Source organism: Aureibaculum koreense (genome assembly GCF_034296135.1).
Lineage (GTDB): Bacteria > Bacteroidota > Bacteroidia > Flavobacteriales > Flavobacteriaceae > Aureibaculum.
On sequence record NZ_JAXKVV010000018.1, the window covers coordinates 1 to 23703 of the forward strand.

Genomic DNA, 23703 nt, shown 5'->3' on the forward strand with positions numbered 1-23703 from the left:
TAGATCTGCTATTTCTTGGGCAACCGCTTTGGACGCTGTGGCCGAATTTTCATATACTATGGTACCTATGTTTTCAAATCTTTTTTCGAAACCTGTTGCTTTGTCTATGTTACTTTTTAACATGTCGTATTGTTTTCTTGTTGATATTGCTTTTTAGTTTTCCAACTGTTTTATTTTTTCTGTAAAACTTTGTATAAGTTTAAATTGATTTTTAGCTCGATCTAAATTATGCTCAGGATATTTTGTTTTATAATAAATGTCGTTGTTCAAATAATCTGTTAAAAAACGCAGTGCCATAATAAAAATCATTGTTTTGGCACTTAAAGGCAAATATCGCAATTCTACAGGAGATAATGAAGATTTCATTTTCTTTAAAAAGCCTTTTTTATAAGCTTTATAGTAATCGAGATTAAATTCTACCATATCTAAATCGGTTTCATCTTCCGCAGCGGTATTGCAAATGGTTCTTATAGCATCTCCAAAATCATAATGTACAATTCCTGGCATTACGGTGTCGGTATCTATAAGGCATAATCCTTTATTTTTTTTATTAAACAAGGCATTTGAAATTTTTGTATCGTTATGGGTAACCCTTAGTTTTATTTCTCCTGATTCTTTTAGGTTCTGAATAATGTGCATTTCCTCTTTTAAATCGGCTACGAGTTTTATATACTCTTTAGCTCTTTCTAACCTTTCTTGTGATGCTATCTTTAGAGCATCCTCAAATTGCTCATAACGAAAGGACATATCATGAAACTTAGGAATTACTTCCACTAATTTTGAGGTGTCAAAATCGCTTGTTAGCGTTAAAAATTGACCCAATAAACGTCCGCCTTCATAAGCTATCTCTTCGCTGGTAACTATGTCATGGGTTACACTCTTATCTATAAAATACATTAAGTTCCAATAGTTTCCGCCTTCATCCTTATAATAAGGTGTGCTAGTATTTGTTTTTGCAAAAGTTAGTACGCGACGCTTTAATTTTTTTGATGGAAGATCTTTTAGTTTTTCCCGGATATGATTGCTAATAGTTACTTTATTTTCGATTAAGCCCGGTACATCTTTAAAGACACCATGGTTAATACGCTGCAACACAAAATAAGGTTTTTTAGAGGTTATTACTAAGTAGGTGTCGTTGATGTGGCCAGAGGCTAATTCTTTAAAAGAACGGAATTCACCGTTATGTTGAAATTGATTAAAAACCTTTTTTAATTTTTCTGCGGTCATATGACTTTATTTTTTTGGGGGATAACTTCGTTCTTTTAATTTTTTAAAAGTTAATTTACAACTATTTAGTGTCCGACTTATAACCTATTTTTTTCAAATAATGATAGTAGGCTGATGATTAGATATAGTTGGGATTTACAGATTATTATAGCCTACAAAGGTAATATTTACCCTATAATCAACTAAGCATTTATAATTTAGATAGTCGTGACGGCAATCACCATAAATACGGAATCAAAGATAAGATTTATATAAAAGATTTTAGTGTTTTCAACACCATTTTTGTTTTATTAGTTTAGATTTTATTAAATATCTAGTTACGGAGAGCTCTCTTTTTAACGGATTTGAATCTCACAAAGTTCTAATTTTTTTTTTCGAAGTATGTAAACGTAAAAAATTAATGGAATCTATTTTAATAAAAAAAATCAGCATGAAAATGCTGATTTTTTAAGTACTCGAGGCGGGACTTGAACCCGCACGACCAGATGGTCACAGGATTTTAAGTCCGGCGTGTCTACCAATTCCACCACTCGAGCCTATTATCGTTTGCACGATAACAAATTGGTAAGTTATAAATGAGCGAAAAACGGGATTCGAACCCGCGACCCTCACCTTGGCAAGGTGATGCTCTACCCCTGAGCTACTTTCGCATTTTTTAAAAGAACAAAGCATTTTTACGTCAAATGCGAGGGCAAATTTAAGACAATTCTATAAATTGCAAAGCCTTTTTTAATATTTTTATAAAAAGGTTTAGTAAAGTATATAAATTGATATGGCTGTTACTGAATTAATAAATATATTTGCACCACTTTAGTAATTAATTATGCAGACTTCATTGGGTACTATCGCAAAAAAACAATCCTTTGTAACAGTTTTGGACGATTTAAAACAATTGACCAAGTTTGGGTTGTCAATTAGCGTTGTTTTTTCTGCATTGGCAGGTTATTTACTAGCTGCAGAATCTGTTCAAATATCAACACTGCTTTTATTGGCGGTTGGCGGTTATTTTATGGTTGGAGCCTCAAATGCTTTTAACCAAATTATAGAAAAGGATACTGATAAATTAATGAAACGGACTATGGACAGACCTTTGCCTGCGGGCAGAATGTCCGTAAATACTGCCTTGACCATTGCGGTTATCAGTACTATTTTAGGAGTTGCAATTTTATATATGATAAACCCTAAAACAGCAATGTTTGGGGCTATCTCAATATTTTTATACACCTGTCTTTATACTCCTTTAAAACCTAAAACACCTTTAGTTGTTTTTGTTGGTGCTTTGCCGGGTGCCATCCCATTTATGTTGGGTTGGGTCGCTGCTACAGGTAAGTTTGGTATAGAAGCGGGAATGTTGTTCATGATTCAATTTTTTTGGCAGTTTCCGCATTTTTGGGCCATAGGATGGTTACAATATGATGAGTATAAAAAAGCAGGTTTCAATATGCTGCCTACGGGTGAAAAGAACAAAAAAGCAACATCGCAAATCATTCTTTATACCGTGTGGATGATTATAGTTTCTGTATTTCCTGTGTTAAATTTAACAGGGAATTTATATTTATCGCCAATAGCGGCAATTTTAATTTTGTTGTCAGGTATGGTTATGCTATATTACGGTATTCAATTGCATAAAAAGCAGACCGATAAACTTGCGAGAAAATTAATGTTAGCAAGTGTTTTGTATATTACTTTAATTCAAGTAATTTACGTAATAGATAAATTTTTACATTAAGATGATAATGGACGCTCAAGTGAGAAGTAGAACTTCGAAACAGATGATGTACGTAGCCATCATTAGTATGATAATGATGTTTGCTGGACTTACAAGTGCTTATGTAATTAGTAGTAATAGAGAAGATTGGGTAACTTTTGATTTGCCTCAAGCCTTATATATAAGTACGTTGCTAATTATTCTAAGTAGCATAACCTATTTTTTGGCAAAGAAAAGTATTCATAAAAATAATAGATCGCAAACAACAATTTTTTTAGTAGCAACGTTAGTATTGGCTATTGGATTTGTCTTTTTTCAAATTGAAGGATTTAATCAATTAAGAGAAGTAGGATTGTATTTTACAGGAAAGGGCAGTGTGGTTTCATCATCCCTATTGGTGGCAATTTCCTTCGCTCACTTGTTGCATGTTGCTGCAGGGCTTATTGTCTTATTGGTGGTTTTGTTTAAACATTTAAATCATAAATATAATGCCAATAATGCGTTGGGATTAGAAGTTGGAGGAATTTTTTGGCATTTTGTTGATTTTTTATGGATTTTCCTGTTTTTATTTTTCTATTTCATTACATAATATTGTTGATGTCATATTATTTTATATTTTTGCCTATCAACCATTATAATTTAACCAAAAATTAACTGATAAACTTTTTATGGAAGCAACAATTGCTACAGAAAACAAAGAACAAGGTGCTTGGACCGGTGGCGGTAAAAAACCATTGGGAGCCAGTTATGGTAAAATGATGATGTGGTTCTTTATCATGTCAGATGCCTTGACTTTCTCGGGGTTTTTAGCGGCTTATGGGCTTATGCGTTTTAAATTTATTGATAGTTGGCCTATTGCCGATGAGGTATTTACGCACGTGCCTTTTATACATGGCCATTACCCGATGTACTACGTGGCATTTATGACCTTTGTCCTAATTTTTTCATCCGTAACAATGGTATTGGCCGTTGATGCCGGTCATCAAATGAAAAAAGGAAAGGTAACTTTATATATGTTGCTCACTATTGTAGGTGGTCTGATTTTCTTGGGCTCACAAGCTTGGGAGTGGAAAAATTTTATTGGAGGCACTTATGGTTCTTTGGTTTTGCAAGATGGCAAAATAGTTCAATTTGTAGATGACACAGGTCACCAAATAGCTTTGGAAGATTTTGTTACCAAATCACCAACTAATGAAAGAGTACAGCACACTAGAAGTAATGGTCTTTGGTTTGTAAAGGATGCGGCTGCATTACCACCCTATTCTGTAAATGAAGTAATTGAAAGTTTTAAAAATAGCCCAAATGTTAATTTAAGAACGGAACAGGTAAATTTAGAAACTAAGAAAAAAGTTATACTCTCAAGAGAGGAAGCAAATCAATTTTTGGAAAAAGCGACAGGTGTGGTTAAAGGTGCAAACCTTAAAATTAACGAATATGGAAACACTTTGTTTGCCGATTTCTTTTTCTTTATTACCGGATTTCACGGATTTCACGTTTTTTCGGGTATAGTAATAAATATTATTATCCTTTTTAATATAATTATTGGCACTTACGAGAGGAGAGGGCATTATGAGATGGTTGAAAAAGTAGGTCTATATTGGCACTTTGTCGATCTGGTTTGGGTATTTGTATTTACATTCTTCTATTTAGTTTAAAAAATATTATGGCACAAGATCAAGAACACGAACACGAATCGCACGTAGGATTAATCTGGAAAGTATTCGGATTTTTATCATTGGTAACAATTGTTGAAGTAGCTTTAGGTATTATTAAACCTAAAAGCTTGCACTTAGGCATATTTTTAGGAACGAGTTGGCTAAATTGGATTTTCTTGATTCTTACCTTGGTAAAAGCATATGGCATCGCATGGTACTTTATGCACTTAAAATATGAAAAGACAGGTTTGCGTAGGGCAATTGTTTGGACAACGGTATTCTTAATTTGTTATTTGGCCGCTTTGATATTAATTGAAGGTGATTATATTGCGGATATTATGAGTGATTATACACGTTGGAGCTACTAAACTAAAAAATTCAAACCTTTTTGGTTTGATTCGATTCTACTTCTCCTTTGGAGAGGTCAATTAATTCCTTTTTAGGAATTATTGGGAGAGGACAAAAATTTAAAGCGGTTTTTTAAACCGCTTTTTTTATATGCAAAAGAACCGTAATTTTGTGGCTCAATAGTAAAAAATAATTACCTTGAAGTCAAAGAAGTTTTGGATATTAGTTGGGCTTTTTATAATGCCTTTGGTTTTCTACCTGCTTATTTTAACAGGTACAAACAATTTCGCTAAACTTCCGGTTTTAAATGAAAAAATTGGTAATGTTACCGAGTTTAAAAATAGCACGGGTACTTCTGTAACCTTGGACAATAAAATTACGGTATTGTGCTTTTTAGGCAATGATTTAAAATCAGTAAAAAATAATGCCCTTAACCTTAACGAGAAAATATATAAGCATTTTTATAAATTTAAAGACTTTCAATTTGTTGCAGTACTTCAAGAAGGTACTTCAAATCAAGTTAACGATTTAGTTAAGCAACTTAAGGTTACAACCGATATGCAAAAGTGGAATTTTGTTTATGGTAACCAACAGCAAATAAAAAAATTGTTCAACAGCTTAGATACCAGCCTTAAAATTGATGCTAACGGTTATTCACCTTATGCATTTATCATCGATAAAAACAGGTATTTACGTGGACGGACCGATGATGAAGACAACGGATTAATGTACGGTTACAATGCAGAAACCGTAGCACCTATTCACGGTAAAATGGTTGACGATGTTAAAGTTTTAATTGCTGAATATAGATTGGAGTTAAAAAAGAACAAAAGAGAAATCTAGCAACCCAATTTGATAGAATTGTCCCCTTGAGGGGACCTTAGGGGTGTTTTGGCCCGAGATGATTTTTAATTATGAAAAAAACATATATAGGCATAGCATTTATAGTACTCGTTTTCGGCATTTGGGCAGTGCCTAAAATTGTAAATCGGTTATCGCCAACATCACTATTAAAGTTTGAAAAAGTACCCGATTTTGAGTTTACGAATCAAAACAATGAAACAATTTCCAATAAAGATTTTAAAGATAAAGTTTACGTAGTAGAATTTTTCTTTACTTCTTGCCCAACTATTTGTCCAAAAATGCACCAAAGTATGCTTAAAATACAAGATGAATTTTACGGCAACCCAAATTTCGGAATTGTTTCTGTAACCATAGACCCCAAGAGAGATACTCCTGAAGCACTAAAAAAATATGCAGAAAAGCACAATGTAACGCTAAAAAATTGGCATTTTTTAACTGGTGAAAAAGAGGCTATTTATAATTTCTCCAATAATGGTTTTAAACTATATGCTGGTGAAAATGCAGAAGCTGAAGGCGGATTTGAACACTCTGGGTTATTTGCCTTAATAGATAAAAATGGTTTTATACGATCTAGAACAGTACAAACAGGTGAATTTGAAAACCCAATTAAATTCTATGATGGATTGGATTCTGAACAGGTTCAAATGTTAAAAGTGGATATTGATATTTTATTAAATGAATAATGGATAGGGCAGCAAAAAAATATAACAAGTGGATTGTTGTTTTGTCAGTAGTTATTCCGCTGGTGGTTGCTGCCCTGTTTAAGGTTAAACTTGATTTAGAATTACCTATTTTTTTGCCTCCAATCTATGCAACAATAAATGCCTTTACGGCAGTATTGTTAATTGTTGCGGTTTGGGCTATTAAAAACAGAAAAAGAATCTTACACGAACGGTTGATGAAAACCGCGATTATATGTTCTGTTATCTTTTTAGTACTTTATGTGTTGTATCACATGACGTCTGATTCAACTAAATTTGAGGGAGAAGGTGCGGTAAAATATATTTATCTATTTATTCTGTTAACACATATTGTGTTGTCCATAGTTGTGATACCGTTTGTTTTAATTACATACGTGAGAGCAATTACGGCTAATTTTGAAAAACATAAAAAAATAGCGAGATTTACATTTCCGTTATGGCTGTATGTTGCTGTATCTGGAGTTATTGTTTATCTGATGATTTCGCCTTATTACTAAGATTATTAATGAAAAAAATTCTATTCATATTATTTTTCTTGATTGTTCAATCAATTTCGGCACAATGTGCAATGTGCAAAGCAGTAGTGGAATCTGGCGATACTGAAATGGCCGAAGGGCTAAACAATGGTATTGTATATTTAATGGCGTTTCCATATATTCTAGTAGGCGTAGCCGCCTATTTTTTATTTAGAAAATGGAAAAAGAGATAAATAAACAATACAATAAGAACAATTAAGTGTAACAAGTTTTACTTTTGTTCGTCATATATAAAAAATCAATAAAAATCAACCTTTAGAAAACAATAGTTTTATGAAAATCAGACTAAGTGTCTTAACAGCACTCCTCGTTTTTGCAACTTCCTTTGCTCAAGATAAAAAATGGACTTTAAACGAATGTGTAGATTACGCATTGGAGAATAATATAAATATCAAAAAGAACAAAAAACTTGTAGAAATAAGTGAAGTTGATATAATCGATGCCAAAGGTAATTTTTTACCAAATTTAGGAGCATCTATTAGAGGTAATTTTAATTCTGGTCTTTCTCCAGATCAAGAGGGGATTCTAAAAAATACTAACAACTTTAGTTCATCTTATGGTTTATCCACAGGAGGAACTATTTTTAATGGTTATAGAAATTTGAATATCTATAAACAGGCCAAATTGGGTGTAGAAGCTAGCAAACTGGATTTGCAAAAAATTGAAGACGATATTTCGTTATTTGTGGTCAATGCGTATTTGAATATTTTATTTGCCAAAGAAAATTTGGAAGTAGCTCAAACACAATTGGAAATAAGCCAAAAACAAATAGAAGTAACCCAAGCACAGGTCGATGCAGGTGTAAAACCAAAAGGTGATTTGTTAGATGCGGAATCTACTGTTGCTGCTGATGCCCAAAATGTAGTAACGCAAGAAAATGCCTTGGATTTGGCACTTTTGTCTTTAGCACAATTATTACAGGTTTCCCCAGATAATTTTGATGTGGCTATTATTGATGTGGGTTCTCCGTCTATAGCTACATTGTACGAAAATTCAAATATGGTTTATGAAAAAGCATTGGAGAATAGAGCAGAGATTGCTAGGGCAAAGCTTGCCGTTGATAATGCCGATTTAAACATTAAGATTGCTAAAGGAGCGTATTTACCTACTTTATCTTATAATTTAGGAGCAAGTACCTCATACTTTTATCAGTTTAATAATTTATTGCCAAACCAAATGAACGCAGGCTTTTCTGATCAGTTTAGCGATAGATTTCAATATAGCGGAGGCTTATCTTTAAACATTCCAATTTTTAACAGAAACCAGACCAGAGCGAACATTAACAAGTCAATTATCAATAAAAAAATAAGCGAGTTCGATTTAGCCGATCAAAAACTACAGTTAAAAGAAACTATTGAAAGAGCTTATTTAGATGCTAAAGCAGCGGCAAAATCTTACGAAGTCGCTAAAATATCTTTAGATGCACAGCAAGAGGCTTTTAAAAACGCCGAAGAACGTTATAATTTAGAAGCTATGACCTCTTTTGAGTTTGACCAAGTTCGAAGCCGCCTTGTTGATGCAGAATCTACATTGATCAGAGCGAAATATGACTACGTTTTTAAAACTAAAGTATTGGAGTTTTATTTTGGAGAAGAAATAGTACTCGAATAAAGCAAATCTCAAATCTCGAATCCCAAATTTCAACAATTTTGATTTGGAATTTGATTTTCTGAATATATCCAATTTAAACCATCATAGTCTTTGCAAGACCTTTGTTTTTTTGCGTGAAACCCAAGTAATATTTGTAAGTCTTAATCGATCGTATGTTTTGAGGTTTAAGTTTTTGGGATTTGGAATTTGATTTTTGGAATTTTTTTATCAATAATAGTTTATATTTACCAACTTAACTTAGCTTTTGTCCTTAATTTTAAACATAGAAACTACTACAAAAAACTGCTCAGTTAGTTTAGCTGAAAAAGGTGTGTTACTCACTTTAGAGGAGCTAAACGATGGTAATTATTCTCATGGAGAGCAGTTGCATCTTTTTATTCAAAAGGTTTTAAAAGATGCTCAGAAATATATAAAGGATATTGACGCTGTTGCTATAAGCAAAGGGCCTGGATCTTATACAGGATTGCGTATTGGTGTTTCAACCGCTAAGGGTTTATGTTTTTCTTTAGATAAACCTTTAATTTCTATTTCTACCTTAACCTCTTTGGCAAATGCTATTTCTACTGATGGAAATTCTGTAATCGTGCCATTGCTAGATGCAAGAAGAATGGAGGTGTATAGTGCGGTTTTTGATAATAATCTCAATCAAGTTAGAGAAACAAAAGCGGAAATTATCAGTGAAAATTCATTTTCGGAATATTTAAGTAAGGGTAAAGTTTACTTTTTAGGTGATGGTACAGAAAAATGTAAGTCGGTTATAAAAGTTGATAATGCTAATTTCCTTGATGGATATTATCCGTCAGCTAGGCAAATGGCAAAATTGTCGTATAACAAGTATAAAAAAAACGACATTGAAGATGTCGCTTATTTTGAACCTTTTTATCTGAAAGATTTTATGGTTACTACGCCTAAAAATCAGCCCTGAAAAGAGATCACCCCTCTTTCTTTATTTCAACTGCATGTGGGTAAGGAATTTCAATACCAGCTTTGTCTAATGCTATTTTAACATTTTCAGTGGTCTCAAAATAAACATTCCAATAATTTTCTGGTGTACACCAAGGTCTTACCGAAAAATTGACCGAACTATCTGCCAACTCAGAAACATTAACTGATGGTGCAGGATCTTTTAAAACTTTATCATTAGCTGTTAAAACACTCATTAATACTTCTTTAGTTTGTTTAATATCAGAGTCGTAACCAACACCAATGGTGAGATCTACTCTTAGTTTTCCTTCTTCTGTATAATTTATAATATTACCGTTAGATAACGGTCCGTTTGGAATTATTGCCAATTTATTTCCAGGAGTTATCAATTTGGTAGTGAATATTTGAATTTCCTTTACAACACCCAATTCACCTTGAGCCTCAATTAAATCACCTATTTTAATGGGTTTAAAAATCATCAATAAAACTCCACCCGCAAAATTTGCCAATGACCCTTGTAAAGCAAGGCCAATTGCAAGACCAGCGGCAGCCAATATGGCTGCAAATGATGTTGTTTCAACACCTAATTTAGCTAAAATAGCAAGGATTAATAATATTTTTAATACCCATCCAATTAAATTAAGTAAGAATTTTTGCAAACTCTCATCGTAATTATTTTTGGTCATTACGTTACGAGCTACTTTAAGTAATTTTTTTATTATCCAAGAACCAACAATCCATATAACTATGGCTCCAATAATAGAAATGCCATATGTTGTTAAAAAAGTTGTTGTTTGTTCTAAAACGTTGTCGAAATCCATTAGTTCAATATTAATTAGTTAGATGATAATGCCAAGGTTGTAATTAATGCAAGGATCGCTGGTAAAGCTTGAATATAAAATAATTTTATTTTCTTCGTTGAATAAGCTCCATAAATTCCGGCAATTATTACGCAAGATAAAAAGAAAATAGCAATCTCGTAAGAAAATTTTTTGTGGAGAAGCGACCACACTAGCCCCAACGCTAAAAAACCGTTATATAAACCTTGATTTGCGGCTAATACCTTAGTTTGTTCTGCGAACTCTTCAGTAAGTCCAAACGCTTTTCTTCCTTTAGGTTTAGTCCATAAAAACATTTCTAAAATCAAAAAATAAAAATGCAAGAAGACCACTAGAACAATAAGTAATAGTTGAATTATTTTCATTCGATCTGAACTTTTATCTGTTCAAAAGCTTTTTCAGTTTCATTAACAGGCAATTGGCATGTGCCATCTATACAAACATAAAAAGTAGTTTCATTTTCAGAATATTTGTATTCCAATAAAGGTAATTTGCTATCGGTAGTGCTACCAACAATTAATTTATTGGGAATGTATTTTTGATTGAATTCTTTCAACTTTTCTTTTGCATCTTTCCCTACTATGGCAACTTCATAAAACTTACCTAAATAATTACTATATAATAATAACCAATTAGAAAATCCACCGCCATATTGTACTGCTTTATCTTTAACATTATGCAACATTTGGTCTGCATTTTTAGCATAAGTTGGGTTTGCAAAGTAATGCCCTAATTTGAATAAGTTGTTGGCCATAATGGAGTTAGATGAAGGAATCACATTATCGTCCGTTTCAATTTTTCTAGTAATTAATTGTGGGTCATTGTCCGATGTAAAATAGAACATTTGACTTTTATCATCATAAAAATGATCAAAACAATAATCGGTCATTTTTTTTGCATTATGTAGCCATTTTTCATCTAAAGTAACTTCGTATAAATTGATAAAAGCATCAATTGTGGTAGCATAATCTATTAAATACGCGTTGATGCTGCTCTTGCCATCTTTATAATTGCGGTATAAACTACCATCTTCTTTGTGCTGTACTTTGTTAATAAAATTGGCAGTTTTTAATGCTTTTTCCAAAAAATGTCCATCATCAAAAACACTATACGCATCAACATAACCTTTCAGCATTAAGGCATTCCATGAAGTTAGAATTTTATCGTCTAACCGTGGACGGTCTTTTTGCTCTCTAGCTTTTAATAAAGTTTCTTTCCAAGTCGCTGCTTTTTTAGAAAGATCTTCTTTTGAAATTTGAAAATTCTCGAAAATCTTATCGTCAGTTGCGATACGATTTAAATGATAGGTTTCGTTTTCCCACTTATAAGCATCTTTTATATTATAATATTCCGCAAATAAATCAAAATCGTTTTTGAGAATGCTTTTTAGCTCCTCTATTTTCCAAACATAAAAAACGCCTTCCTCTAATTCGCCTTTTTCATCCTTGCTATCCGCATCTAGCGAAGAGTAAAAAGCTCCAGTCTTATCCATCAATTCACGTTCCACAAAAGCTGTGGTTTCATAAACTATTTGTTTGTACAAGGGATTCTTAGTAACCAAATAAGCATTGGCATAGAGGCTTACCAACTGCCCATTGTCGTACAACATTTTTTCAAAATGGGGGATGTGCCATTTGGCATCGACAGAATATCTGGAAAAACCACCGCCCACCTGATCGTACAATCCTCCGTAAGCCATATTGGTCAGGGTAGTGTTTACGTAGTCCAACATTTGTTTATCATTATGTTGCACTGCATATCGTAACAAAAATTGGTAATTATTTGGCATTGGGAATTTTGGGGCACCTGCACTTCCACCAAGGTCGGTATCCATATATTTTTTCCAGTTTTCAACAACGGTATCCAGTTCAATAACGGAATATTTTTTTTCCGAGGTGTTAAGGGTAACGAGACCGGATTCTTGGACTCCAGCAGTTAATTGTGTGGCATATTCTTCAATTTTTTCGGGATTTTCTTTATATAACTTTATGATTTGTTGCAAGGCACTTTTCCAGTTTTCTTTTGGTAAATAAGTAGCTCCCCAAACAGGTCTGCCATCGGGTAAAGCAATGCAGTTTAAGGGCCAACCGGCACTGCCCGTCATCAGTTGAACGGCATTGATATAGATTTGATCTACATCTGGTCTTTCTTCACGGTCAACTTTTATATTGATAAAGTTTTGGTTCATTATATTGGCTACTGTAGAATCTTCAAAGCTTTCATGCTCCATAACATGGCACCAATGGCAAGCCGCATAACCAATTGAAATTAAAATTAATTTCTTTTCTTTTTTTGCCAAAGCCAACGTTTCATCGTTCCACGCATACCAATTTACAGGATTGTGGGCATGTTGCAATAAATACGGACTTGTTTCATTAATTAAATTATTGGTGTATTTATGTCTTGTCATTTCTTCTTTATTTTGACTGTTACAGCTTATCATAAGAAAAGAGCATAGCACGATAAGTAAATATTTTTGAATCATATTTGTTGTTTGTAATAAGAGGATAAATATAGTGAATAAAATTCCTGCTAGAAAGCCGTTTCACAACATTGCTCAGAAAAGCTAAGAGTAAGAGATATATAGTGAAAAGTAAAAAAGCGTTTTGAATTTAATCAAAACGCTTTTTTTAACATTGTCATTCATAACGAAACAAAAAAATGGTTAAACATTTTTGAAATACTATGCGAAGTGCAGAATCTCATGAACAGTACATGATATTTTAACACTTTCCTCGCACTTCTTTTTTTACTTTCGTTTTCTGGCTTCGGTTTTCTAAATTCGTACCTAGTACCTATAACCTCGTACCTTTTTTACTTTACTTCAAAAGTAATTTTGACATTTACTCTAAATTCTTCAACATCGCCATCTTTAACAACTACGCTTTGCGATTGAACAAATGCGGACTTGATATGATTTACACTTTTAGAAGCATGTTTTATTGCTTTACGAGTAGCGTCTTCCCAACTTTTGTCGGAATCTGCCATTACTTCGATTACTTTCATTACTGCCATAATACTTGTTTTTAAACCTGTCTACCGACAGGTAAGATTTATAAATAAGTGAATTGTAAATATACAAAAATTAAACAGAGTTTATCCGTTCAAAGCCACAACTTCTTCTATTTTATTGGGTAATAATTGCTTTAAGGTAGCCTCAATTCCATTTTTTAATGTGATGGTGGAAGACGGACATCCGCTACAAGCACCTTGTAAAATTACACTAACGGTTTTACTATCTGTGTTGTAAGACTGAAACATAATATTACCACCGTCAGAAGTTACAGCTGGTTTTATATATTCATCTAAAATAGCAATAATTTCTTGCGAAATATCATCTAGATCTTCCGTGGCCACAGGTTTTATTTCTGTTTTTTCATGAACTTTAGGTTTGTAATTTTCTGTAATTACAGGTTTAGCTTCTGATAAATATTTTTTTAAGAAATCGCGTAAAGCTGTTGTAATTTCAAACCATTCAACGGTATTGTTTTTTGTAATTGAAATATAATTGTCAGAAACAAACACCTCCTTTACAAAAGGAAAATCGAAAAGATCTTTGGCTAAAGGTACTTCTTTAGCATCTTCTAATGAAGTAACTTCTATATTTTGTGAAGTCAATAATTTATTGCTTACAAACTTCATTACCGCTGGGTTGGGCGTACTTTCCGCATAAACTTCAACAACAACTTGCTTGGTTTCTGTTTTTGCGGTAAAAAGACTGTCGTTTACAGCAAGGTAATTTTCTATAACACCCTTTAATTCGTCCTGGACATCTGCCCATTCAACAATATTAAAACGTTCAACCGCTATAAAATTAGCGGTAACAAATACTTTTTTTACAAAGGGCAAATGAAATAATTGTTGAATAAATGTAGAGTTTTTAACCTCTTCGACTGAATGATATTCAAAACTACCCTCGGTTAATATTTTATTGGCCACAAACTTGATTATAGTTGGCGTTTTGGTACTTTCTATATGTATTTTTAACATAATCTAAATATATTTAATTTTCAATGGATCTTTCCTTTTTACCTCTCCTTGGGAGAGGTCATAACTGCCATTTTCAGCAGTTATGGGTGAGGTAAAATATAAAATTTCTGTTTTTGATATTGATATCAAAAAAGAAATCCAATGAATGGTTTTACGCTACCAATAAAAAGGTGTTCAGTTCAAAGAAATTTTCTATTTACAAAAGTAACACTATATTTGATACAACCTAAACTTATTCATTTGAAGAAAAATTACTTATTCATTTTATTTTTTCTGGTTTTATCCATTCCCTGTTTAGCACAAAAAGAGGCATCGCATTGGTATTTTGGCAATAGGGCGGGATTGGATTTTAGCTCGGGGGTACCTGTAGCCGACACAAACGGAGCTTTATCCACCACAGAAGGTTGTGCCACAATTTCAGATATTGGCGGTAATCTTTTGTTTTATACCGATGGTAGAACCGTGTGGAATAAAAATCATGATAGGATGCCTTCAGGCAATGGTTTGTTAGGAAATTCTTCAAGCTCACAATCAGCGATAATTGTACCTAAACCTGATGACAGTACCATTTATTATATTTTCACCGTGGATTGGTCCGGAGGTGAAAGCGGACTGAATTATTATACCGTAGATATGACTTTGAATGGTGGTTTAGGCGATGTTGTAGGAACGAACAATTCCCCTGATGCAACGTTGTTATTAGCATCTCCAGTAACCGAAAAAATTACTGCCGTAAAGGTAAAAGATAAAGAAGCTTTTTGGGTCATAACTTCAAAAGATGGTCGATTCAATGTTTTTAAAGTTGATGAAAAAGGAGTGCAAACTACACCTGTTGCCGGGAACACGGGTTTTATTAACCCAGAAGATTTTAGGGGATATTTAAAAACATCTCCCGATGGTAAACTATTAGTGTCTGCGAATATGTCTTCAGGTACTTTTTTGTACGATTTTGATAGTGCAACGGGTAAAGTTTCCAATCAACGAAGACTTAATTTATCTGGAGCATTTGGGTACGGAGTTGAGTTTTCACCATTAAGCAAGAAATTATATGTTTCCACTGGTAATTTTGGTAGAAATGGTCCTTATGAAGAACTATTATTACAGTTTAGGTTAGATATGTCTCTACCAACCGAGCTAAATATTAATGCGTCCAGATTTGAATTACATAGATATATAAATTCTAGAGCCGCCTTGCAAGTAGGTTTAGATGGTAAAATTTATAGAACTATAGATAACAGTGCATTTTTGGGTGTAATAAACAATCCGGATGGTGATGCCACTGCGTCAGATTATAGACATGAGGCTATAAGTTTAGGCGGTAAATTTTCCACACAAGGTTTACCACCATTTATTCAGTCGTTTTTTGCTGCATTGATAACAACAGAAAATCTTTGTTTAGGTAATGAGACCAAATTTTCTATCGAGTCCAATGAACCAATTATATCTATTAAGTGGGATTTTGGCGATGGTTCAACCTCAACCAATTTAGAACCTGCTCATGTCTATGCATCAACTGGAGATTATGTTGTAAATGTTGATGTAACTACAGTTTCGGAAACTAAAACCATTACTCAGACCATTTCTATTTTTGAAGTTCCAGCCGTAAATACTCCAGTTGATTTATTTCAATGTGATGATGATACCGATGGTTTTACCAACTTTAATCTGAAGGAGGCCATCCCATTAATGGTAACTGATGCAACGGATTTAACCATTAGGTTCTATCAAAATAGTGCTGATGCAACTGAAGGAAATACTGTAAATATCATTCAAAATAGCACACAATTTTCAAACACACAAGCTTCTAAAGTCTATGCAAGAGTGGAAAATATTTATGGCTGCGAAAAGATTGTTGAGGTTAATTTAAAGGTGTCTTCGACCACGATTCCTTCTGGTTTTACTTATGTAGTAAACGAATGTGATAATGGCTCTGATGGCGATGACACTAACGGATTCGCAACATTTAATTTTAGTCATGCAACACAAGAAGTTTTAAAACAATTGCCTGCCGCTCAAAATTTGGAAGTTTCCTATTACGAAACCATGGAGGATGGTCTGGCAGAAGCCAATGCTATAAATCCTGAAAGTTATACAAATACCACAGTATTTTCACAGAAATTAGTGGTCAGGATAGAGAACGAAGATAATAATAATTGCTTAGGGCTGGGTTATTTTGTTACATTACAAGTTAATGCTTTACCAGAATTTGAGTTAGCAGAAGAAGCCTTTGTTTGCATAAATAAACCCTCTGAACCTGTTTTGGTTACCGTTGAAAATCCACAGGATGTTTATAATTATCGATGGACAGATAACAATGATAATAATTTACCCGATGGCAATAATTCGTTTTACAATTTTACCGAAGCAGGTATTTATAAGCTTACCGCTTTTAATACAATAACCAATTGCTCTAGAACAAAATCGATTGTGATAAGTGCATCGAATATTGCTGCTTTTGAAGATTTTCAAGTAGAAGATGCCACAGAAAACAATACGGTTACGGTAAACGTTTCTGGTGAGGGAGATTACGAATATGCACTTGATGATGCGTCTGGTCCGTACCAAGATTCCAACATTTTTGAGAATGTAACCTCAGGTATCCACACAATTTATATAAGAGATAAAAAGGGTTGTGGTACTATTGAAGAAGAGGTTTCAGTTATAGGTTTTCCTAAATTTTTTACGCCCAACGGTGATGGATTTAATGATACTTGGCAGATTGATGGCGTTAGTTTTCAACCAAACTCGCTCATTTATATTTTTGATAGGTTTGGAAAAGTACTGGCAAAAATAGATCCTCAAGGTGAAGGTTGGAACGGTAGGTACAGAGGTAAATTATTGCCAGAATCTGACTATTGGTTCAAGGTAAAATTAGAAGACGGAAGAACGCTAAAAGGAAATTTTAGTTTAATAAGAAGATAGCCCTTAAAGGGCATTTGGCAAAAAAATGTTAATAACAACTTGTTAGAAACAAATAGTTAGTGAGATACTCATGATATGAAAAATTTAAGAGAAAATAGTTGGAAATTAGCCGTTAGAAAATTCGTCAATTCGAGTGCTTCAACTGTAAGGAGAAGTGTATCGAGAATTGAATTTTCGGCTAAGTTGATTCTCAATATACACCACTTGGCGGAAAGGCTATTTTTTGTTCCATTGCACCCCGATAGCTATCGGGACACAAAAAGCACTCGAACTGACGTTGGTGGCTTAAAAACAATAACTATATTATTTATTACATTAAGCACCTTAGCTATAAATGCTCAAGGTACATTGCCTATTTATTCCGATTATTTGTCGGATAATGTATATTTGGTACACCCGGCAGCGGCAGGTATCGGGAATGCGGCAAAATTACGACTTACACATAGGCAGCAGTGGTCAGATAATGAAGATGCCCCATCATTACAAACGTTGAGTTACCATCAAAGATTTGGAAAAAAAATGGCTCTGGGCGGTTTGTTTTTTAATGATAAAAATGGATATCATTCTCAATTAGGTGTCAGAGCCACTTATGCCTACCACCTTAATTTTGGTAGGGATGATGCGTTGAACCAACTTTCTTTATCCTTATCTGGATCCTATGTTCAAAATAGTGTTGACCAACGAAGTTTTACGGCTTTTGACCCCGTAATTTCACAAGTAATTGAATCGGATCATTATGTAAATGCCGATTTTAGTGCTGCTTATTTTAATTTGGACGGGTACGTTTACTTTACTGCAAAAAACTTATTATTGAATGCAAAAAACTCGGTGGATAATAATTATAGTTCGCTAAATTTAAGGACGTACCTGTTAAATATGGGTTACTTTTTTGGCTGGCAAAAAAGGCTTCAAATAGAACCTTCCGTAATGTTGCAATTTGTAGAAAAAACATCGGAATTTACCGCTGACGTTAATGTAAAAGCTTATAAGCTGTTAGACCGCAACAAACGGGTATGGCTGGCATTAAGCTACCGACAAAGTTTGGACGGCAACAAATTACAAGAGCTAAGTCAAATTACGCCTATAGCCGGATTTGAAATTGACCGTTATCTAATTTCTTATACTTACACACATCAATTAGGCAATATTACTTTTGCTAATGGAGGTTTTCACCAATTTACTTTAGGTGTAAATCTTTTTGAAAAACGACCAAAAGATCAGGGCTATATTCCAAGATTTAATCCTTTTTTGTTTAAGAACGATAATTAGAGTGTAAAACCCTTTCATTTCTTTTACTAAAAAATTTTCATGATAACAAAATATCAACGATCACCGGCTAACGGCTACCAAGAATAATTCTTGCCCTTAGCCTGTCTTTTAATCGCTTCTACCATTACATTGTCCAAACCGTTACTGCTGTCTTTTTGTTTTTGGGCTACATATTTATTTCTTTTTGTGTTCAATTCTTGAATTTTTTCTTGAATCTCGGCACGTTTTTTACTTTGCTTGGCAACGTAAGCTTTGATTTCTTTAGAAGATTTACCTTTAAGTACTTCGGGCAAGGTTTTTTTATCTAATTTATCATAACTAAAACCCTCTTCTTTTTCGGCATCTACCAAATCCCATGTAGCATTATTGTAAATTCTAGAACTCTTACTTACTGCTCTTTTTACGACTACAACTTCGCTAAGTTCTTGGGCATTGTCATCTTGTTTTGCCTGATTTTGCATTTTATTTCTCCCTGAAGACCCAAAATAAATATAGGTATCGTTCAGTTGTTTGTTGAGTTTGATAATAACTTCATCATAGGGCGAGGCAATATGTACAATTTTTTGATCTTGATTTATGGTCATATACTCGCCACCGGTTAAGGTTGCACCGTCTTTCCACATTCCTGAAACTCCGTTTTGATAGTTGCCACAAAAAATGGTATTAACAACAACATCTTGCTCGTTGGCTTGGGTTGCCGCATCTTTATAGTCAATTTTTCCTTGGGTAAAAGGTTCATTTCCAGCAATGAAAATAATGTTCAAATCATTTTTATTGTTGCCCCATTCCAGTTCTTTTAAAGAAGTCATAATTACTTCACCACAAAATTCATTGCCACCATTTGTTTTTAGAGCAAATAGTTTTTCTGAAATTTCATCTAGGTCAGAACTAAAACCAATTACTTGACGGATAAATCCCTCTCTTGATGGCAAATTGCTGTTACCATATTCATATAGTGCAATTTCCAAATTGGGATTTTCACCATCGCATTTGGCATAGGACAGTTCGTTTACAATTTCCCATAATTGTGTTTTGGCTTGATTGATCAAACCGTCCATGGAATTACTAGTGTCTAGTAGCAGAGCCACTTTTATGCTATTTTTTTTCTTGGGGTGGTTTTCATTAGCAAAAGCTATAAAGCTATTGCATATTAATAATAGGATTAAAATTTTACTTAGATTTTTCATTTTTTTCGTTTTAAATTCAGGGTAAAAGTAATTTGAACAAAAAGCTAAAAAAACTCTAAATGAGTAATTGGGATGTTTTAATGAGTGAAAAAGACCTTTAAAAAAGCAAAGCGGGAATTTGTAGCCATACCAAGCCCCAAATTCCTTGTTTTTAGGGCAATGCCATTTTATTAAACCAATTTTAGTATGTAGATTTACATAATTTTAGAAACCTAATGAAGCAACGATTATACATATTTATCATTCTGTTTTTTGCCGTATTTGGATTTGTCAATGCTCAGGAAAACGAGAGGATGGCCCTGCCAAATAAGATTTATTCCGATAGGGTTACGGATGAAAGCGGTACTCCGTTAAGCGGACTTACAGTCCGTGTTAAAGGTAAAGGTTTAAGAACTACGACCAATGCCAATGGAGAGTTCTCCATCAATGCAAAAAATGGCGACGTAATTGAATTAAGTAAAAACGGAAAGGTTATAAATACTTACAGATTGGATGGTAGTATTTACTACGAAGTCCAAGATGAATCAGGAGTTTTAGATGATGAACTAAATGATGCAGAAGCTGATGAAGCTAAAAAAACAAGTTCAGTTTCTAAATTAAGAAAACGGGATGAAGGGACAGCGTTTAATGAGTTTTTAGATTCGGCAAGGGATCTTAAAAAAAGTAATCCCACCAAAAGTATAGATCAAATTAGAGAAGCTTTATTGATAGCGGATAGCAATAATAATAAGCAACAGTTGGCAGCTTCTTATGACGTTTTAGGTGATGTTTACACGAACTTAAAGCAATACGATTTGGCTGCAAATAATTATAAAGTCTCTATTGAGAATGTTGAAAGTACAACTGTGTTACTTAAACTAGCCGATGCTTATTTATTGAATAAAGAGTATAAGAATAGTGAAAATACCTTTAAACGAGTTCTAGAGAAAAGAGAAATTTCGGATGATCAAAAAATATTGGCTTATAAAGGGTTGGGCGATGTTTATTTAAAATCAAAAAAATATAACGACGCCATAGCCCAATACCAAACTGCATTAAAATTAGCTCAAAAACAGAAAAACACATCACAAATTACGGATCTGAATACTAAGATTTCAAGTGCTTTTGAAGCGAGCGGACAAATTGTACAAGCTGAAAATTTTTTGAATTTAGCTAAAACAAATGTTCGTGCTCAAAGCCCTAAAGAAGAAGCCATTCAAAGTCAACGCACTGCCGATTTTTACAGCCGAAATAATAATATTGATAAAGAAGTGCAACAACGAAAGCAGACCTTGAAAAACTTGGAAGAAGCTGATGTAAATGAAGTTGTTAGTGAAGATATTGTGCTGAACAAACCCAAGGCAAAACTAGAATTGGGCAATGCTTTGATAAAGCAAAATAATTTTAAAGAGGCAATTCCAATTTTAGAAGAAAGTGCTTCGGAAGCCGAAAGCACAGAAGATATTCTTACGCAAAAGAATGCCGTGCAACGTTTGTCGGAAGTTTATGCTACATTGGGTGACGACAATAAAGCATTGAACAATTATCAAAAATATGTGTCGTTGGTAGATAAATTATACCAGCAAAAGGAGGATGAAATCAATGCCATTGTAAGTTTAAATAAAGAACTGTCCGAAAAGCAGAATAGAATTACCAGTTTGGAAAAAGACAGGGAATTGACGGAAAGTAAATACAAGCTGTTTGAAACGGAAAATGAATTAACGGCGGAAAATGATAGACGACAAAAAATAATTATTTACGCTTTGCTTGGCGGATTGTTATTGTTGTTATTCTCATTGTTTTGGATGATAAGAAGTAATAAGCAACGTAGACTGGCAAATAATTTACTGGCCTTAAAATCGTTGCGGACGCAGATGAATCCGCACTTTATTTTTAACGCATTAAACTCGGTAAATAGTTTTATAGCCCAAAACGACGAACGTACCGCCAACAGGTATTTAACAGATTTCTCTACTTTAATGCGTAGCGTATTAAACAATTCCGAAGAGGATTTTATTTCGTTAGAAAAAGAAATAGAGCTCTTAGAATTGTATTTAAAATTGGAACATTCGCGTTTTAAAGATAAATTTGATTATGAATTGACCATTGATAAAAACATTGACCAAGGACAATTTCAAATTCCACCAATGCTCTTACAACCTTATGTGGAAAATGCCGTTTGGCACGGGCTGCGTTATAAAAAAGAAAAAGGATTTTTAAAAGTGAGTTTAGACAAAGTAGATGATGAAACTATTAAAATTGAAATATCCGATAATGGTATAGGCAGGTCAAAATCTAAAGCTCTAAAAACCGAACATCAAAAAAAGCAAAAATCAAAAGGAATGCAGAACATTAAACAACGTATAAAAATACTGAACCAAATGTACAAAGACAAAGTTGATGTTTTTATAGAAGATATGTATGATGATAAAACCGGAACTAAGGTTGTTTTAATACTAAAAAAAGATTAACAAACCCCGAAAGGGTTTTAAACCCTTTCGGGGTTGGGTAATTACACAAATCAACAATTACAAGATTATACATGCAACTAAAAACCATTATAGTAGAAGATGAGCAAACGAGTAGGGAAATTTTAAAAAATTACCTACAAAAATATTGCCCCACCGTTGAGGTGGTTGGTGAAGCCGAAAATATTGACGAAGCCCTTGTTTTAATCCGAAATAACGATTTAGATCTGGTGTTTTTGGATGTGGAAATGCCTTATGGTAGTGGTTTCGATTTACTCGAAAAACTAGGAAACACAACTTTTGAGGTGGTTTTTGTAACCGCTTACAATCAATATGCCATTGAAGCATTAAATAGTCATGCTTCTTATTATTTGTTAAAACCAATTTCTATTGATGAATTGATTAAGGCGGTAGATTATGTAACTACGTTAAGAACTAAAGAAAGCGAATTACAGAATGTTGGTTTGGTTCCAAAAATTAAAGCCAACGAAGGCAAAATTACAATACCTACCCAAGACGGTTTTGAGGTGTTGGAAATGAAAGACATTATGTATTGCAAAGCCGATGATAATTATACAGAAATATTCTTAGACAACAACCACAAGAAACTAGTAAGCAAAACCCTAAAGTATTTTGAAAATATTTTAAAAGATAGCGGTTTTGCCCGCATCCATAAATCATATATGGTAAATGTGTCTTATATTGCATCTTATAAAAAAGGAAAAGGAGGTACGGTTACATTGTCAAACGGAAAAGAGTTAAGTGTTTCCGCCTCAAAAAAGGCAGATTTTTTATCTTATTTTAAGTAGTGAATAATTGTCAGGTCGAGCATCTCGACTTCGCTCGATACAGGCCAAGTCGAGACCTATTTGATTTAAGGGTATATAGTTATGATTTCAAAAAAACTTAACGGAAAAGCACCTCAATTTGGTAAAGATTGTTTTATTGCCGAGAACGCAGTTTTAGTTGGTGATGTTGCTATAGGAAATCAATGTAGTATTTGGTACAACGCCGTATTGCGTGGTGATGTGCACTACATAAAAATGGGAAACAAAGTAAATGTGCAAGACGGAGCGGTAATACATTGTACTTATCTTAAAAGCCCCACCAATATTGGTAATAATGTATCCATTGGACATAATGCCATTGTACACGGATGTACAATTCAAGATAATGTTCTTATAGGAATGGGCAGTATTGTAATGGACGATTGTATTGTAGAAAGCAACTCCATTATTGCTGCAGGTGCAGTGGTAACAAAAGGAACTAGAGTGGAGTCGGGGACAATCTATGCAGGTACGCCCGCAAAAAAAATAAAAGATATTTCAGAGGAATTAATCTCGGGTGAAATAGATAGAATTGCCAATAATTATGTAAAATATTCCAGCTGGTACAAAGAGTAGTCGGTGGTCGTTAAAAAAACCTACAAGGTCTTCAAGACCTTGTAGGTTTGGTTTAGTATTATCTCTATATTT

22 protein-coding genes and 2 tRNA genes are annotated in these 23703 nt (G+C 33.6%); 15 read left to right on the forward strand and 9 right to left on the reverse strand.

The window, feature by feature from the left end; all coding sequences use genetic code 11:
- Positions 1 to 153: 153 nt before the first annotated feature.
- The 3 genes from UMM65_RS13340 to UMM65_RS13350 all read right to left on the reverse strand — a co-directional run bounded on the left by UMM65_RS13340 (position 154) and on the right by UMM65_RS13350 (position 1877).
- Positions 154 to 1227 carry a phosphotransferase enzyme family protein gene (locus UMM65_RS13340; RefSeq protein WP_321977198.1) on the reverse strand — a complete coding sequence of 358 codons (1074 nt, stop codon included), beginning with the start codon at positions 1225 to 1227 and terminating at the stop codon, positions 154 to 156.
- A 452-nt stretch (positions 1228 to 1679) separates the two neighbouring features.
- Positions 1680 to 1763 (reverse strand) — tRNA-Leu (locus UMM65_RS13345).
- A 42-nt stretch (positions 1764 to 1805) separates the two neighbouring features.
- Positions 1806 to 1877: transfer RNA gene (locus tag UMM65_RS13350), tRNA-Gly, on the reverse strand.
- A gap of 173 nt (positions 1878 to 2050) precedes the next feature.
- Between UMM65_RS13350 and cyoE the strand changes: the two genes are divergently transcribed.
- The 10 genes from cyoE to tsaB all read left to right on the forward strand — a co-directional run bounded on the left by cyoE (position 2051) and on the right by tsaB (position 9575).
- Positions 2051 to 2956, forward strand: a complete 906-nt coding sequence (cyoE, locus tag UMM65_RS13355; protein WP_321977199.1) for a heme o synthase — start codon at positions 2051 to 2053, stop codon at positions 2954 to 2956.
- A 7-nt stretch (positions 2957 to 2963) separates the two neighbouring features.
- Entirely contained in the window at positions 2964 to 3524 is a 561-nt protein-coding gene (locus UMM65_RS13360) for a cytochrome c oxidase subunit 3 (RefSeq protein WP_321977201.1), read from the forward strand.
- Positions 3525 to 3603: 79 nt separating this feature from the next.
- Positions 3604 to 4590, forward strand: a complete 987-nt coding sequence (locus tag UMM65_RS13365; RefSeq protein WP_321977202.1) for a cytochrome c oxidase subunit 3 — start codon at positions 3604 to 3606, stop codon at positions 4588 to 4590.
- Between the two features lie 8 nt (positions 4591 to 4598).
- Complete coding sequence (locus UMM65_RS13370; RefSeq protein WP_321977203.1) at positions 4599 to 4958, forward strand: cytochrome C oxidase subunit IV family protein; 360 nt, start codon at positions 4599 to 4601, stop codon at positions 4956 to 4958.
- Between the two features lie 178 nt (positions 4959 to 5136).
- Positions 5137 to 5781, forward strand: a complete 645-nt coding sequence (locus tag UMM65_RS13375; RefSeq protein ID WP_321977204.1) for a thioredoxin domain-containing protein — start codon at positions 5137 to 5139, stop codon at positions 5779 to 5781.
- A gap of 71 nt (positions 5782 to 5852) precedes the next feature.
- Entirely contained in the window at positions 5853 to 6485 is a 633-nt protein-coding gene (locus UMM65_RS13380; protein ID WP_321977205.1) for an SCO family protein, read from the forward strand.
- A complete protein-coding gene (locus UMM65_RS13385) occupies positions 6485 to 7000 on the forward strand; it encodes a DUF420 domain-containing protein (RefSeq protein WP_321977206.1) in 516 nt (171 codons plus the stop codon). Before UMM65_RS13380 ends, UMM65_RS13385 begins: the two co-directional genes overlap by 1 nt.
- Positions 7001 to 7008: 8 nt before the next feature.
- Positions 7009 to 7212 (forward strand): hypothetical protein, encoded by a 204-nt coding sequence (locus UMM65_RS13390; protein WP_321977207.1) that lies wholly within the window; start codon positions 7009 to 7011, stop codon positions 7210 to 7212.
- Positions 7213 to 7312: 100 nt separating this feature from the next.
- Positions 7313 to 8650: a TolC family protein gene (locus tag UMM65_RS13395; RefSeq protein ID WP_321977208.1), complete on the forward strand. Its 1338-nt coding sequence runs from the start codon at positions 7313 to 7315 to the stop codon at positions 8648 to 8650.
- A gap of 244 nt (positions 8651 to 8894) precedes the next feature.
- A complete protein-coding gene (tsaB, locus tag UMM65_RS13400) occupies positions 8895 to 9575 on the forward strand; it encodes a tRNA (adenosine(37)-N6)-threonylcarbamoyltransferase complex dimerization subunit type 1 TsaB (protein ID WP_321977209.1) in 681 nt (226 codons plus the stop codon).
- 7 nt (positions 9576 to 9582) lie between these two features.
- On the opposite strand, the gene UMM65_RS13405 is transcribed toward tsaB, so the two are convergent.
- The 5 genes from UMM65_RS13405 to UMM65_RS13425 all read right to left on the reverse strand — a co-directional run bounded on the left by UMM65_RS13405 (position 9583) and on the right by UMM65_RS13425 (position 14403).
- The gene (locus UMM65_RS13405; RefSeq protein ID WP_321977210.1) at positions 9583 to 10395 is read right to left on the reverse strand and encodes a mechanosensitive ion channel family protein; all 813 of its coding nucleotides are present in this window, start codon (positions 10393 to 10395) and stop codon (positions 9583 to 9585) included.
- 14 nt (positions 10396 to 10409) lie between these two features.
- On the reverse strand, positions 10410 to 10778 hold the full coding sequence (locus tag UMM65_RS13410) for a DUF1304 domain-containing protein (protein WP_321977212.1): 369 nt from the start codon (positions 10776 to 10778) through the stop codon (positions 10410 to 10412).
- Positions 10775 to 12823 carry a thioredoxin domain-containing protein gene (locus tag UMM65_RS13415; RefSeq protein ID WP_321977213.1) on the reverse strand — a complete coding sequence of 683 codons (2049 nt, stop codon included), beginning with the start codon at positions 12821 to 12823 and terminating at the stop codon, positions 10775 to 10777. The genes UMM65_RS13410 and UMM65_RS13415 overlap by 4 nt, the downstream gene beginning before the upstream one ends.
- Positions 12824 to 13227: 404 nt before the next feature.
- A complete protein-coding gene (locus tag UMM65_RS13420) occupies positions 13228 to 13428 on the reverse strand; it encodes a dodecin family protein (RefSeq protein WP_321977214.1) in 201 nt (66 codons plus the stop codon).
- An 81-nt stretch (positions 13429 to 13509) separates the two neighbouring features.
- Entirely contained in the window at positions 13510 to 14403 is an 894-nt protein-coding gene (locus UMM65_RS13425) for a NifU family protein (RefSeq protein ID WP_321977215.1), read from the reverse strand.
- Positions 14404 to 14643: 240 nt separating this feature from the next.
- Between UMM65_RS13425 and UMM65_RS13430 the strand changes: the two genes are divergently transcribed.
- Both UMM65_RS13430 and UMM65_RS13435 read left to right on the forward strand, forming a co-directional pair.
- Complete coding sequence (locus UMM65_RS13430) at positions 14644 to 17325, forward strand: T9SS type B sorting domain-containing protein (protein WP_321977216.1); 2682 nt, start codon at positions 14644 to 14646, stop codon at positions 17323 to 17325.
- A gap of 75 nt (positions 17326 to 17400) precedes the next feature.
- On the forward strand, positions 17401 to 18594 hold the full coding sequence (locus UMM65_RS13435) for a PorP/SprF family type IX secretion system membrane protein (RefSeq protein ID WP_321977217.1): 1194 nt from the start codon (positions 17401 to 17403) through the stop codon (positions 18592 to 18594).
- A gap of 74 nt (positions 18595 to 18668) precedes the next feature.
- Here the strand turns inward: UMM65_RS13435 and UMM65_RS13440 are convergent, their stop codons facing one another.
- Positions 18669 to 19781: a vWA domain-containing protein gene (locus tag UMM65_RS13440; protein ID WP_321977219.1), complete on the reverse strand. Its 1113-nt coding sequence runs from the start codon at positions 19779 to 19781 to the stop codon at positions 18669 to 18671.
- Between the two features lie 215 nt (positions 19782 to 19996).
- Between UMM65_RS13440 and UMM65_RS13445 the strand changes: the two genes are divergently transcribed.
- The 3 genes from UMM65_RS13445 (at position 19997) to UMM65_RS13455 (ending at position 23631) form a co-directional block, all read left to right on the forward strand.
- Positions 19997 to 22231, forward strand: a complete 2235-nt coding sequence (locus tag UMM65_RS13445) for a tetratricopeptide repeat-containing sensor histidine kinase (protein ID WP_321977221.1) — start codon at positions 19997 to 19999, stop codon at positions 22229 to 22231.
- 71 nt (positions 22232 to 22302) lie between these two features.
- Positions 22303 to 23037 carry a LytR/AlgR family response regulator transcription factor gene (locus UMM65_RS13450; protein WP_321977223.1) on the forward strand — a complete coding sequence of 245 codons (735 nt, stop codon included), beginning with the start codon at positions 22303 to 22305 and terminating at the stop codon, positions 23035 to 23037.
- 81 nt (positions 23038 to 23118) lie between these two features.
- The gene (locus UMM65_RS13455) at positions 23119 to 23631 is read left to right on the forward strand and encodes a gamma carbonic anhydrase family protein (protein ID WP_321977227.1); all 513 of its coding nucleotides are present in this window, start codon (positions 23119 to 23121) and stop codon (positions 23629 to 23631) included.
- Positions 23632 to 23703 lie beyond the last annotated feature (72 nt).

Bases quoted from the DNA above. Each gene is read 5' to 3' on its own strand.
- UMM65_RS13340 (WP_321977198.1), bottom strand. From the start codon at position 1,227: ATGACCGCAGAAAAATTAAAAAAGGTTTTTAATCAATTTCAACATAAC.
- cyoE (WP_321977199.1), top strand. From the start codon at position 2,051: ATGCAGACTTCATTGGGTACTATCGCAAAAAAACAATCCTTTGTAACA.
- UMM65_RS13360 (WP_321977201.1), top strand. From the start codon at position 2,964: ATGGACGCTCAAGTGAGAAGTAGAACTTCGAAACAGATGATGTACGTA.
- UMM65_RS13365 (WP_321977202.1), top strand. From the start codon at position 3,604: ATGGAAGCAACAATTGCTACAGAAAACAAAGAACAAGGTGCTTGGACC.
- UMM65_RS13370 (WP_321977203.1), top strand. From the start codon at position 4,599: ATGGCACAAGATCAAGAACACGAACACGAATCGCACGTAGGATTAATC.
- UMM65_RS13380 (WP_321977205.1), top strand. From the start codon at position 5,853: ATGAAAAAAACATATATAGGCATAGCATTTATAGTACTCGTTTTCGGC.
- UMM65_RS13385 (WP_321977206.1), top strand. From the start codon at position 6,485: ATGGATAGGGCAGCAAAAAAATATAACAAGTGGATTGTTGTTTTGTCA.
- UMM65_RS13390 (WP_321977207.1), top strand. From the start codon at position 7,009: ATGAAAAAAATTCTATTCATATTATTTTTCTTGATTGTTCAATCAATT.
- UMM65_RS13395 (WP_321977208.1), top strand. From the start codon at position 7,313: ATGAAAATCAGACTAAGTGTCTTAACAGCACTCCTCGTTTTTGCAACT.
- UMM65_RS13405 (WP_321977210.1), bottom strand. From the start codon at position 10,395: ATGGATTTCGACAACGTTTTAGAACAAACAACAACTTTTTTAACAACA.
- UMM65_RS13410 (WP_321977212.1), bottom strand. From the start codon at position 10,778: ATGAAAATAATTCAACTATTACTTATTGTTCTAGTGGTCTTCTTGCAT.
- UMM65_RS13415 (WP_321977213.1), bottom strand. From the start codon at position 12,823: ATGACAAGACATAAATACACCAATAATTTAATTAATGAAACAAGTCCG.
- UMM65_RS13420 (WP_321977214.1), bottom strand. From the start codon at position 13,428: ATGGCAGTAATGAAAGTAATCGAAGTAATGGCAGATTCCGACAAAAGT.
- UMM65_RS13425 (WP_321977215.1), bottom strand. From the start codon at position 14,403: ATGTTAAAAATACATATAGAAAGTACCAAAACGCCAACTATAATCAAG.
- UMM65_RS13435 (WP_321977217.1), top strand. From the start codon at position 17,401: ATGAAAAATTTAAGAGAAAATAGTTGGAAATTAGCCGTTAGAAAATTC.
- UMM65_RS13440 (WP_321977219.1), bottom strand. From the start codon at position 19,781: ATGAAAAATCTAAGTAAAATTTTAATCCTATTATTAATATGCAATAGC.
- UMM65_RS13445 (WP_321977221.1), top strand. From the start codon at position 19,997: ATGAAGCAACGATTATACATATTTATCATTCTGTTTTTTGCCGTATTT.
- UMM65_RS13450 (WP_321977223.1), top strand. From the start codon at position 22,303: ATGCAACTAAAAACCATTATAGTAGAAGATGAGCAAACGAGTAGGGAA.
- UMM65_RS13455 (WP_321977227.1), top strand. From the start codon at position 23,119: ATGATTTCAAAAAAACTTAACGGAAAAGCACCTCAATTTGGTAAAGAT.